Genomic DNA, 11969 nt, shown 5'->3' on the forward strand with positions numbered 1-11969 from the left:
ATCGCCGCCGCGCGTGGCCACCGACGCACGTCATAATCACGCACGACGGCGAGTTGAGGCGGGGCGTATGGCGCGGAGCGGACCTGACGGATCAGCGGTGCGGATCGGCGCTCTCGTTCCGGTTCTCCCGCACGCCGGGCGTCAGCGTCTGGCAATGGGCCTGGACGCCGGTCCAGGTCGTTGATCGGGATCCGGCGGAACCCGATCGCCTCCGGATCCTTCACGCCGGCTGAGAGAGCACCGATGCCGGAAAGGGCCGCCACGTGACGCCGAACCCGAAGGAGCGCGGCGCCGGCGGGCGTGATGGCGTGCGGTGGGAGGACCACCCGCTCTACGGGCCGATCCCCCACGCCCCGGCCGGCTACGACCTGACGTTCCAGCCCGACCTGCCCTCCGGGGCCGTACGCGGCGACCCCTCACGGCAGCGGGGATTCTGCCCGCGCTGCCGGCCGCCGCGGTACTTCTACGTCGACCGGGAACTCCGCTGCCGCGCATGCGGCACGGCGTTCGTCTGGCCCGCGGAGCGGCAGCGGCACTGGTACGAGGTCCTGGGACTGTCCGTGGCGGGCGGGCCGCCCGCGTCGTGCCCCGAGTGCCGCCGGGAACGCCGGGCGGCCCGCGCGCTCGGGCAGCGGCTCGCCCACGCGGCGGACGACCTCCGCGCGCACCCCGACGACGTCCGGGCGCTGCTGGAGTTCGCGGCCGCGACGGCCGAGCACACCCTCAGAACGGGCACGGGCGACCCGGCGCGCGGAATCGCCGCGGCGCGCAAGGCCGCGCGGCTCGACCCGGGTGCGGTCACCGCGCACTTCTGGGAGGCGATGTGCCACGACGCCGCCGGCCGCACCGAGCGGGCGGCGGACTGCTACCGACGATTCGTCCGCCTGGCGCGCACACGCCGGACCCGGAGCCTGCGCGAACCACTCGAACACGCCCGTCGCCGGCTCGCCGAGCCACGCCCGGCGGAGGACCAGTGACGCCGGAGCGGTCAGCCGCGGACGATCGGGCGGCCGGTGATGGCGCTGATCCGGTCGGCGGTCAGGCTGACCGCGGCGGCCGGGCTCCAGCGGCGGGTGAGCACTCCTTCGAGCATCGTCTGCAACTGCGCCGACACCAGCGCGTACGTCGGCGCGGAGGGCCGTACGACGGCGTGCTCGAGCAGTGCGGCGGTCTCGGCGTGGAACGGGGAGACCGGGGCCAGGGCGTCCAGGACGCTGCGGCGGGGCGGGAGCTGACCGGTCTCGGCGCACACCTGCGCCAGCCACTTGGGCGCGGTCGCGGCGCGCAGCAGCCGCATCGCCAGCTCCGGGTGGCGGGCCTGGCGGGGGACGCAGTACACCATGCCGCCGCACAGGATCCCCGGCGGGCCGTGCGGGCCGGCCGGCAGCGGCGCGAACCCGAACCGCCCGGCGACCTCGGCCAGCGGCGTGCCGGTCTCGGCGGCCAGTCTCTCGGCCTGGTAGCTCGCCCCGATGATCATGCGGGCGCGACCGGCGGCGAGCATCTGCGCGGCCCGGTCCATGTCGTAGGTGACGACCTCGGCGGGCAGCGCGCCGTCGTCGGCGAGCCGGCGCAGGAACCGCAGCGTCGCGACCGTCGCCGGGCTGTCCAGCGTCACCGCCTCGGGCGTGAACACGGTCGCGCCGTTGGCCACCAGCAGCGCCACCAGCGCGTACGTGGTGGTCTCCCCCGCCGCGGCGCCGCCCGGCATGACCAGGGCGTGCTCGCCGCGGGGCGCGTCGGCGGCCAGGGCGCGGGCCAGCGCGCGCAGCTCACGCCAGGTCTGCGGCGGCGCCGCCCCGCCGAGGGCCGCGCGGTCGTACCACAGCCCGGCCACGTCGGCCGGCGCGTGCACCGCGACCAGGCCCTGCCCCTCGAACCGGTACGCGTCGACGAAGGGCGGCAGGAAGTCGGCGTCGTGCTCGGCCGCCCAGTCGGCGTCCAGCTCGGCGATGGGGGTGAGCATGTGCGACTCGGCGAACTCGGCGACCCACACCGAGTCGACGATGGCGAAGTCGGGGCCGCGGCCCTCGGCGATCGCGCGCCGGAACATCGCCCGTGTCTCCCACAGCGGCGCCGTGGTGAACTCCAGCCGCAGGTCGTTGCCTGCCGCCTCTCTTAACTGCCCCTCCCAGCTGCCGTGGGTGGCCATCACCGAGATCTTCGGCGCGGCGTGCAGGCGGGCCATCCAGCCGGGGTCGACGAAGGTGCCGCGGCGGCGGTGCCGTACGACGACGCCCTCGGCGGCCAGTTCCGACAGCGCCCGCGTCACCGGCGTACGGGACAGGCCGTAGGCGGCGCACAGCTCGTGTTCGGTGGGCAGCCGCCCGTCCGTGCCGTAGTGACCGGCCTCGATGTCGGCCAGCAGCCGGCGCTTGAGCCGGTAGTACGCCGGAAGGGGTGGCGCGAGCTCCATGGCTGTCCTTCATCGGCGCGGATGGCGGTTTGCCATCAGTGTGCAGCAAATCCGCCGCCGAGATCCACAGGGTTGTCGCCGCGCCGGAGACCGGCGAGGTCCGGGCCGTACGCGTGGAAGCGCCGGGGTTCAGTCGTGTGCCGCGGCCGCCTGGACACCGCGGGTCGTCGCCGACTCGTGGCGGCGGCTGTCCAGCGCGGTGACGTAGTAGGTGTAGGTGTGGCCGGGTTTGGCCGTCTTGTCGGAGGTCGTGTGCGCGTCGCCGTCGACGACCTTCAGCAGGAACCGGCCGTCCGGCGCGATGCACGCCGGGCTCTTGGCCGGGGCGCGGTACACCGCGTACGCGGCGGCGCCGGTGCCCTTCCAGGTCAGCCGGCCGTTCTTGGCCGTCAGCTCGGCCGGGGCCGCGGGCGGCGCGCCGGGACCGGCGACCGGGGCCAGCGCCGGGCGGGAGTAGTGGTCGCGCAGCAGCCGGGTCGCGAAGCCGTGGCGGTCCTGGGCCAGGTCGTGCGCGCTGAAGAACGCCTCACCGCCGACCTGCGGGTAGCCCGCGTCGATCGCGACGTGGCGGGACAGCTCGGCGGGATCCTTCCACGCGCCGGGCTGCCCGACCTGGTAGGCGGCCTGGCCGATGACGAGCTGGACGTGGGTGCCGGCGACCTGCTTGGCCCACCACGCGACGAGCGTGCGGTAGTCGGCGGCCTTGAACCCGACCGGCCAGTACAGCTGCGGGGCGATGTAGTCGACCCAGCCCTTGCGCACCCACGTGCGGCTGTCGGCGTAGATGTCGTCGTAGCTCTGCAGCGCGGCGGTGGCCGAACCGGCCTTGTCGCGGGACTTGTTGCGCCACACCCCGAACGGGCTGACACCGAACTGCACCCAGCCCTTCGTCTGGTGGATGCGCGTGTGCAGGTCCTGGATGAGGGCGTCGACGTTGTGCCGCCGCCAGTCGCCGAGGTTCTTGTAGCCGGCGCCGTACTTCTTGAACGTCGCGGCGTCGGGGAAGGCCTTGCCCGCGATCGGATAGGGGTAGAAGTAGTCGTCCAGGTGCACGCCGTCGACGTCGTAGTGCTGCACCACGTCCAGGACGACCCGTACGGCCAGGTCACGGACCTGCGGCAGCCCCGGGTCGAACCACAGTGCGCCGCCGTAGCGGTGCACCCAGTCCGGGTGCAGCCGCGTCTGGCTGTTCGCCGCGAGCTTGCCGGGGTCGGCCTGCGTGGCGGCGCGGTAGGGGTTGAACCAGGCGTGCAGCTGCAGGCCGCGCTTGTGCGCCTCGGTGATGAGGAACCGCAGCGGGTCGTATCCGGGGTCGGCGCCCGGCTTCCCGGAGAGGAACCGCGACCACGGCTCGTAGTGGGAGGCGTAGAACGCGTCGGCGGCCGGGCGTACCTGGACGTAGACGGTGTTGAAGTTCAGCTTCTCGGCCACGTCCAGCAGGTGGCGGTATTCGGCCTGCTGTTTGGCGACCGGCAGCCCGGGCCGGCTCGGCCAGTCGCCGTTGTTGACGGTCGCGATCCACATCGCGCGGGTCTGGCGCGCTCCGGCGCGCGCGGCGGTGGTCTGGCCGCATTCGGCCGCCGGCGCGCCCGCCGCCGAGGCCCGCGGCTCGTCGTGGCCCCCGCCACAAGCCGCCGATCCGGCCGCGATGAGCAGCGCCGCGCCCGCCGCCGCGCTCACCCGCCGCGATCTCCACCTGCCGTGCCGCCCCCGAGATCCGCCCATGGGATGGCATTCTGCCGGAGAGTCCGGGCCCGCATCCGGGTATCGGTTCAGCAAGGGCACTCTCATGAGGCGGCGGCGGATGAACGACACCTTCCGGCTGGGCCGGATCGTCGGCGTGCGCGTCGGCGTCAACTGGACCGTCCTCGTCGTCTTCACTCTTCTGGCGTATGGCCTGGCCGCCGACCGCCTGCCCCAGTCCTACAAGGGCCTGCACCCGGTCGTGTACGTCCTCGGCGGGCTGGTCACCGCCGCGGCGTTCATGGCGTCGCTGCTCGCGCACGAACTCGCGCACGCCGTCGTGGCGCGCCGCAACGGGCTGACCGTCGACGGCATCACCTTGTGGCTGCTGGGCGGGGTGGCGCGGTTCGAGGGCGAACCGGACAGCCCGGGCGCCGAACTGCGGATCGCGGGGGCCGGACCTCTGGTGAGTCTACTGCTGGGCGTGGTGCTGGCCGCCGGGTCCGCGGTCCTGCTGCTGGCGGGCGTGGACGGCCTGGTCGCCGGATGCCTGGCCTGGCTGGCGGCGATCAACGTGGTGCTGGCCCTGTTCAACGTGATCCCGGCGGCGCCGCTGGACGGCGGGCGGCTCGTGCACGCCCTGCTGTGGCGGCTGTCCGGCGACCGTACGAAGGCGACCCTGCACGCCGCCCAGACCGGCCGCGGGTTCGGCTGGGCCGCGATGGTGGCCGGGTTCTACGTGTCGCTGTGGACCTTCAGCGGGCTGTGGCTCATCGTCATCGGCTGGTTCCTGATCGCCGCGGCCGGGATGGAGGCGGGCCAGGCCCGCGTGATCGCCCGCCTGGAGGGCATCACGATCGGCCGGATCATGACGCCGGACCCCTTCACGGTTTCGGGCTCGATGACGGCGGCGGAGTTCTCGCGGGAGATGCTGCCCCGCCACCGTCACACCGCCTACCCGCTGGTGGACGAGGGTGTCGTCCGCGGCATCGTGACCGCCGAGCGGATCGGCGAACAGGACCCGTCCGCGCCGGTCGGCGCGGTCGTGGAGGAGGCCGGGCGCACCGCGGCGCAGACCTCGCTGGCCGAACTGCTGCCCCGCCTCGCCCGCGAACGCCTGCTGGTCTTCGACGGCGAGCGCCTCGTCGGCATCGTCACGCCCCGCGACCTGACGCGCGCGCTCGAACGCCTGCCGGCCTCCTAGAAGCCGCGGAAGATCCCGTCCTCGCCGGCGGCGCCGGCGAACTCGGCGAAGTCCATGTTGGAGATCGACAGGTTGTTCTCGATGCTCCACAGTCTCTCGGCGATCACCCGGACCGCCCGCCCGCGCTCGGCGCGCAGGTCGATGACCAGCAGCGGCATCTCGGGCGAGCCGAGGGCGGTGTCGTCGGCGACGATCACGATCGGATGCCCGTCCGGGGTCAGCTCGAGGATCCGCTCCGGCGGCAGGTCGCGGTAGGCCGGGTCGTCGATGTAGTCGACGTGGGCGAGGAACTCGTACTCGTTCGGCGTCTCGACCACCGTGCGCAGGGCCTCCCACGCGGCCGGGTCGGCGAAGCCGGTGCGCACCAGCGGCGTGTATTGCGTCCTGGGCAACGGAACGGTCATCGGCGGTCCTCTCGGTCTCCGGCTGTGGGGACGCACCGGGGCGCCCCCGTACCGATGATTTTTCCGCACCGTGCTGGTCTTGTAGGCCGAGTACCGACTCACGGGAGGCTGACGCCATGCGGAGACTGACCTTTGGCATGAACCTGAGCCTGGACGGCTACATCGCCGCGCCCGGCGACGACCTCGGCTGGAGCGTGCCGAGCGACGAGCTGTTCCAGTGGTGGTCCGACCGGGTGGGGGCGACGGGCCTGGCGCTGTACGGGCGCAGGCTGTGGGAGACGATGAGCTCCCACTGGCCGACCGCCGACCAGCGGCCGGGCGCCACACCGGCGGAGATCGAGTACGCCCGCCGCTGGCGGGACATGCCGAAGGTGGTGTTCTCCTCGACGACCAGCACGGTCGACTGGAACACCCGCCTGGTCACCGGCGACGCGGTCACCGAGATCACCCGGCTCAGGGCCGAGGACGGCGGCCCCATGGACATCGGCGGCGCCACCCTCGCCGCGGCGGCCATGCGGGCCGGGCTGATCGACGAGTACGTGCTGGTCACCGCACCGGTCCTGGTGGGCGGCGGCACGCCGTTCTTCACGGCGCTGGACAACTGGGTGAACCTGACCCTGGTGGAGACCCGGACGTTTCCCGACGGCGTGCTCCTGACCAGGTACGAGACCAGGCGCTGAGTGCCGACCTCGGACCTCTCCACAAAGTTCGACGCGCCCAGCGGGTTCACCTCGAACGTATGTTCTACCATGGGCGGATGCGCTGGGACGCTTTGTCACTCGACGGCCAGGAGCCGGGCCTGTTCGGCCGGCCGGTGACGGTCGACACGCCGGAGTTCCGCGGGATCACCTTCCACGAGATCCGCGCCAAGTCGATCATCAACAAGGTGCCGGGCGCCTCGCGGGTGCCGTTCACCTGGACGATCAACCCCTACCGGGGCTGCAGTCATGCGTGTGTTTACTGCCTCTTCGGTGACACGCCAATCCTCATGGCCGACGGACGCGCCAAGCCGATACGGGACCTGCGCGTCGGCGATGCCATTTACGGCACGGAGGTCAAGGGCTCCTCTCGTCGCTACGTCGTGACAGAGGTGCTGGCGCACTGGAAAACGGTCAAGCCGGCATATCGCATCCGTCTGAAGGACGGAACCGAGCTGATCGCCAGTGGCGATCACCGTTTCCTGAGCGACCTCGGATGGAGGTACGTCACCGGCACCGACCAGCGCCCGCACCTGAAGCTCGACAGCAGGTTGGTGGGGACGGGCGGGTTCGCCGCTCCTCCGAAGAATGAGGCGGACTACCGGTTCGGCTATCTGTGCGGATTGCTGCGCGGCGGCGTGAATCTCGGGTCATGCGCATCTTCCCCCGGCCATGAGGCCCTGCGTCGCGCGCGGTTCTTCCTGGAGGATCTCGGTGTCCCCGCCGAGCGTCTGATCGCCTGGCCCGACATTACGACGGACGAATGGCGGAAGGGCTTCCTCGCCGGCATCTTCGACGCCGAGGGAAGCTGCTCAGGCGGTGTCCTGCGCATCCCCCACCGCGACCCGGACACCAGCCATGCGATCACGAGCAGCCTGGAACGTCTCGGATTCGACCACACCGTCGAGCGACCGCACCGGCGGTCGCTGGGCGTTGTCCGGCTGCCCGGTGGCCTCGCCGAACATCTGAGGTTCTTCCATCTGACCGACCCCGCGATCACCCGCAAGCGGGACATCGAAGGCGTCGCGCTCAACAGCAGTGCCGAGTTGGGTGTCGCGTCCGTCGAAGCGATCGGCATCGACGTGCCGATGTACGACATCACCACGGGGACGGGCGACTTCATCGCGAACGGCGTCGTCTCGCACAACTGCTTCGCCCGGGGCACCCACCGGTATCTGGACTTCGACACCGGTCAGGACTTCGACTCCCAGATCGTGGTGAAGGTCAACGCGCCCGAGCTCGTCCGCCGGGAACTGGCCGCGCCCCGGTGGGCCGGTGAGCACATCGCGATGGGCACCAATGTCGACTGCTACCAGCGGGCCGAGGGCCGCTACCGGCTGATGCCGGGCATCATCGAGGCGCTGCGCGACCACGCCAACCCCTTCTCGATCCTGACCAAGGGGTCGTTGATCCTGCGCGACCTGCCGCTGCTGGAGGAGGCCGCCGAGCGCACCGAGGTGGGCGCGGCCGTGTCGGTGGGTTTCGTCGACAAGGAGCTGTGGCGGCTGATCGAGCCGGGCACGCCGAGCCCGCTCAAACGCCTGGAGGTGTGCGCCACGCTCGTCGAGCACGGCATCGGCTGCGGCGTGCTGATGGGCCCGATCCTGCCGTACCTGACCGACACGCCCCGGCAGCTGGACGCGGCGGTCCGCCGCATCGCCGAGGCGGGCGCGTCGTCGGTGTCGGCGATCGTGCTGCACCTGCGCCCGGGCGCGCGCGAGTGGTTCATGCGGTGGCTGCGCGAGTGCCGTCCCGAGCTGGTCGCCCCGTACGAGCGGCTGTACGGGCGCGGCGCGTACGTCCCCAAGGACTACCAGCGGCGCATCTCCGCCAAGGTCGCCGAACTGGCCGAAAAGCACGGCATCGGAGGCCGCCGCAACCCCCGCCGCCTGTCCGCCCCGCCTCCTCCGCCGGCCGCCCCGGGGCCGGTCGCCGAGCAGCTGCCGCTCCTGTGACGCCGGGCCCGTACCCGATGCTGATGGTTCCGCGCGATACGGGAGGTGCCGCACGTCGATGGTGAATCGTGAAGCCGCGCTCGAGGATCCGGTGGGCGAATCGCTTCGCGGTCACCACGCGCACCTCGCCCGCCGGTTCGGCCGGGCCGCGACCTACCTGCCGGGAGTCGCGACCTTCTGCGCGGTGCCCGCCGACCCCGGTCCGGCGGAGTGGGCCGACCTGTCCCGGCTGCTGGGCCCGGGCGGGTTCGCCGACATGTTCAGCTGCCCGGCGACACCGCCGCCGGACTGGGAGCCGGTCTTCGTCCTCGAAGGCCGGCAGATGATCTGGCCCGGCGGCGGCCGGCCCGATCACCCGTGGGCCGAGCCCGTCACCGGTGTCGTCGAACTGGGCGCGGACAGCGTGCCCGAGATGCTCGACCTGGCCGGGCGGACCCGCCCGGGGCCGTTCTGGTCGCGCACCCACGAACTCGGCACCTACCTCGGCGTCCGCGACAACGGCACGTTGGTCGCGATGGCGGGCGAACGTCTCCGGCCGCCGGGCTGGACCGAGATCAGCGCCGTCTGCACGGCTCCGGAGGCACGGGGGCGAGGCCACGCCGCCCGCCTCGTCGGCGCGCTCGTCGCGCGTGTCCTGGCGCGTGGCGAACGCCCCTTCCTGCACGTGGCCGAGACGAACACCGGCGCGATCAGCCTCTACGAGCGGCTCGGCTTCACGACCCGCGAACCCGTGACCTTCCGGGGCTTCCGCACACCGTGACCGGGCGCGCCCGCGCCGAAACCAGGTTCCGGCCGCCGCCGTCGCCGGTGGCGTACGCTCTTTGATCATCGTCCCGGCCGGTGTCACCACCGTCCGCAGCCGATGAACCACCCGAGGGGACGTCATGACCGACACCGATGCCGGCTCCACCCCGGTAGTGATCGACGGTGGCGACCGCGCCTGCGTGCGGCTCCTGCTGGAGCTGCGCGGACGGCTGGCCGTACTGCCCGCCGGGACGATCGTCCACCTCATCGCCGCCGATCCGGCCGCACCGCTGGACCTGGCCGCCTGGTGTCACATGACCGGCCATGTCTATCTGGGTCCCGTGCCGCCGCCGTACGGCGACACCCCCGCGTACGGGCTGCGCGTGGCCGTCGCCCCGCGCCCGACCCAGCCGGACTCGCCGTGGCGGCCCCGGACCTGACCCGGCGCCCGCTTTCAGGAGCGCTCCGACTCGGTAGGGTGAGGCCGCGTGGAGGTCTACGAGCGCCGGGACGGGGAGAACGGCGAGCTGGTGCTGCGCGGCGACGGCCGGCATTTGGAGATCATCAGCAACGGCGTGTTCCTCATGGACACTCGCGCCGGTGAGTCCGAGCGCCTGCTGGTCCGCGCGCCGCTCGAACGCCTGGCGCGGCCCGCGGACGTCCTGATCGGCGGGCTGGGCGTGGGCTTCACCCTCGCCGAGGCGCTGCGTTCCCCGTACGCGCGGTCGGTGACGGTCATCGAACGCGAGCCGGCGGTCATCGGCTGGCACGAGACGCACCTGCGGCCCTTCTCCGGCGGTGCCCTGTCCGACCCGCGCGTGCGCGTCGAACGCGCCGACCTGGCGGCGTGGCTGCGCACGAGCACGGCCGCCTTCGACGCGGTGTGCCTGGACATCGACAACGGGCCGGACTGGACGGTCACCGAGGGCAACGCCGCCCTGTACGGGCCGGAGGGTCTCGCGCTGCTGGCCGGGCGGCTGCGGCCGGGCGGGGTGCTGGCGGTCTGGAGCGCCGGCGCCGCGCCGGTGTTCGAGGCGCTGCTGCGCGAGCGGTTCGCCGACGTCGCCGCCCACGCGGTGCCGGTGCCCCGCGGCGAACCCGACGTGGTCTACCTGGCCTCGGCCCGCCCGGCGTAGCGCGCGGCCAGTTCCTCGGTGCGCTCCTTGGGCCAGGGGCAGTGGGTGACGCCGCGCAGGTGGTCGGCGAGCACCTCCAGGTGGGTGTGCCAGGCGGCCAGCGCGGTGGCGGGCTCGTCGGCGGGGCCGGTCTGGGTGAGCACGACCCGGGTGCCGGCCGGGTGCCCGCCGGTCAGTTCCCAGCGCACCCGCCCGGCCGGTGCGCCGTCGCGGAGCCAGGTGTACTCCAGCAGCTGTTCGTCGCGGACGGCGGTGAGGTCGCCGGCGGGGACGTAGGCGTTGGTGGCGGGCAGCGGCGGCGGCCCGCCGACGGCCGGTTCCCCGTTCTCGGTACGCGTCAGCGCCGGCCAGACCTGCTCGACCGGATGGGGCAGCAGCCGTTCGAACCGGATCGTGTCGTCGCCGGCGCGCAGGGTGCCCTCCCCCAGGCCGAACCGCGCGACGTAGGCGTCGTGGCGTTCGGCGTAGCGTTCGGGCGCGATGAGGGAGCCTTCGACGGGTCCGGCGAGGGTCTTGTCCAGCGCGCCGAGGCAGGTCTCCCAGCCGGTGGCGAAGCTGCCGGCCATGGGCCGGTCGGTGAAGGTGTGGGTGAAGACGAGCCGGGTGCCGGTGCCGTCGGGTGTCAGCTCCATGCGCAGCGCGTCGCCGTTCCAGGTGAGGGCGAACACCCGGGGCGGGTCCAGTTCGATGATCCGCCCTTCGTCGGGCGCCGCCTCGCCGGCCGGGTAGGTGTAGCGGATCCGGCCGCCGGGGCGCGGGTCCATCTCGACGATGGCGGGGAACCAGTGCGCCATCTCGGCCGGGTCGGTGACCGCGCGCCAGACCTTCTCCACCGGGTGCGCGAGGCGGCGTTCGAACCGCAGGACGCTGCGTCCGTCGGTGGTGTGCAGGGTCGCGTTCATGAGTCGTCTCCCGTCTGCGCGGACGCGCCGCCCGGCTCGTCGTCGGGCATGGCGTCCAGGTGTCGTTCGAGGGCGTCCAGCGAGCGTTCCCACAGCCGCCGGTACGGCCGCAGCCACGCGTCGATCTCGGCGAGCGGTTCGGGCCGCAGCTCGTACCAGCGGCGCTGCGCCTCGGCGCGGACGCGCACCAGCCCGGCCTCGCGCAGCACCCGCAGGTGCTTGGAGGTGCCGGGCTGGGTGAGGCCGAGCGCCTGGGTCAGCTCCGCGACGGGGCGGGGACGTTCCAGCAGCAGGTCGAGGATCCGCCGCCGCGTCGGCTCGGCTAGCACATCGAATGGTGTGGGCACGCAGGGAACATACCCAACTGGCTATATGCCAGTCAAGGTATATAGCCGGGCAGGCTCAGTAGTAGCCCTCGACGGGGACGCGCGCCTCCTCGTACAGCGCCGGGCCCTCCTGCGGCACGTCGGGCCATTCGCCTCCCGGCTTGAGGCCGGCGAGCTGCTCGTCCGACAGCGCGTACACCACGCGGCCCAGGCCGGAGCGGGCGATCGCCCCGGTGCACATCTGGCACGGCTGGCAGCTGGTGTACATCGTGGTGGCCGCCGCGGTCGCGGGGTCCAGCTCACGCGCCGCCCACCGGGCCAGTTTCAGCTCCGGGTGGGCGCTGATGTCGGCGCCGGTGACGGTCGTGTTGCGCTCCTCGGCGAGGACCGCGCCGTCCGGGTCGGCCAGCAGCGACCCGAACGGCGGGTCGCCGGCCGCGCGCGCCTCGGCGGCCAGGGCGATGGCCCGGCGCAACAGGTCGTGAGGGTGGGATGGCATGG

Annotated in this window: 13 protein-coding genes; 7 read left to right on the forward strand and 6 right to left on the reverse strand. The window is 72.9% G+C overall.

The window, feature by feature from the left end; translation table 11 throughout:
* The first annotated feature begins 263 nt into the window (after positions 1-263).
* Positions 264-977: a zinc-ribbon domain containing protein gene (locus tag ACQEV1_RS27275; RefSeq protein WP_433397029.1), complete on the forward strand. Its 714-nt coding sequence runs from the start codon at positions 264-266 to the stop codon at positions 975-977.
* 11 nt (positions 978-988) lie between these two features.
* Here the strand turns inward: ACQEV1_RS27275 and ACQEV1_RS27280 are convergent, their stop codons facing one another.
* Positions 989-2416 carry an extracellular solute-binding protein gene (locus ACQEV1_RS27280; protein ID WP_433397031.1) on the reverse strand — a complete coding sequence of 476 codons (1428 nt, stop codon included), beginning with the start codon at positions 2414-2416 and terminating at the stop codon, positions 989-991.
* Positions 2417-2545: 129 nt separating this feature from the next.
* Entirely contained in the window at positions 2546-4096 is a 1551-nt protein-coding gene (locus ACQEV1_RS27285) for a glycoside hydrolase family 10 protein (protein WP_433397033.1), read from the reverse strand.
* Positions 4097-4220: 124 nt separating this feature from the next.
* Here ACQEV1_RS27285 and ACQEV1_RS27290 point away from each other — a divergent pair, with 124 nt between their 5' ends.
* Positions 4221-5303, forward strand: a complete 1083-nt coding sequence (locus ACQEV1_RS27290) for a site-2 protease family protein (RefSeq protein WP_433397035.1) — start codon at positions 4221-4223, stop codon at positions 5301-5303.
* On the opposite strand, the gene ACQEV1_RS27295 is transcribed toward ACQEV1_RS27290, so the two are convergent.
* Positions 5300-5707: a DUF6924 domain-containing protein gene (locus ACQEV1_RS27295; protein WP_285623972.1), complete on the reverse strand. Its 408-nt coding sequence runs from the start codon at positions 5705-5707 to the stop codon at positions 5300-5302. The genes ACQEV1_RS27290 and ACQEV1_RS27295 overlap by 4 nt on opposite strands.
* 116 nt (positions 5708-5823) lie before the next feature.
* Between ACQEV1_RS27295 and ACQEV1_RS27300 the strand changes: the two genes are divergently transcribed.
* The 5 genes from ACQEV1_RS27300 (at position 5824) to ACQEV1_RS27320 (ending at position 10240) form a co-directional block, all read left to right on the forward strand.
* Positions 5824-6387: a dihydrofolate reductase family protein gene (locus ACQEV1_RS27300; RefSeq protein WP_433397037.1), complete on the forward strand. Its 564-nt coding sequence runs from the start codon at positions 5824-5826 to the stop codon at positions 6385-6387.
* A 77-nt stretch (positions 6388-6464) separates the two neighbouring features.
* A complete protein-coding gene (locus ACQEV1_RS27305) occupies positions 6465-8360 on the forward strand; it encodes an intein-containing Rv2578c family radical SAM protein (protein WP_433397039.1) in 1896 nt (631 codons plus the stop codon).
* A gap of 58 nt (positions 8361-8418) precedes the next feature.
* Complete coding sequence (locus tag ACQEV1_RS27310) at positions 8419-9120, forward strand: GNAT family N-acetyltransferase (protein WP_433397041.1); 702 nt, start codon at positions 8419-8421, stop codon at positions 9118-9120.
* Positions 9121-9244: 124 nt separating this feature from the next.
* Positions 9245-9544, forward strand: a complete 300-nt coding sequence (locus tag ACQEV1_RS27315) for a sulfurtransferase TusA family protein (protein ID WP_433397043.1) — start codon at positions 9245-9247, stop codon at positions 9542-9544.
* A gap of 48 nt (positions 9545-9592) precedes the next feature.
* Positions 9593-10240 carry a spermidine synthase gene (locus ACQEV1_RS27320; RefSeq protein WP_433397045.1) on the forward strand — a complete coding sequence of 216 codons (648 nt, stop codon included), beginning with the start codon at positions 9593-9595 and terminating at the stop codon, positions 10238-10240.
* On the opposite strand, the gene ACQEV1_RS27325 is transcribed toward ACQEV1_RS27320, so the two are convergent.
* From ACQEV1_RS27325 to ACQEV1_RS27335, 3 genes are read right to left on the reverse strand one after another with little or no spacing between them, the layout of a single operon-like run.
* Positions 10213-11142, reverse strand: coding sequence for an SRPBCC family protein (locus tag ACQEV1_RS27325; RefSeq protein ID WP_433397047.1), 930 nt, complete (start codon positions 11140-11142; stop codon positions 10213-10215). The genes ACQEV1_RS27320 and ACQEV1_RS27325 overlap by 28 nt on opposite strands.
* A complete protein-coding gene (locus tag ACQEV1_RS27330; RefSeq protein WP_285623955.1) occupies positions 11139-11489 on the reverse strand; it encodes an ArsR/SmtB family transcription factor in 351 nt (116 codons plus the stop codon). Before ACQEV1_RS27330 ends, ACQEV1_RS27325 begins: the two co-directional genes overlap by 4 nt.
* Before the next feature lie 55 nt (positions 11490-11544).
* Positions 11545-11967: a nucleoside deaminase gene (locus ACQEV1_RS27335; protein WP_433397050.1), complete on the reverse strand. Its 423-nt coding sequence runs from the start codon at positions 11965-11967 to the stop codon at positions 11545-11547.
* Between the last annotated feature and the right edge of the window lie 2 nt (positions 11968-11969).

The organism is Actinoallomurus sp. CA-142502 (assembly GCF_050936355.1).
GTDB classification, from domain to species: Bacteria; Actinomycetota; Actinomycetes; order Streptosporangiales; family Streptosporangiaceae; genus Actinoallomurus; species Actinoallomurus iriomotensis.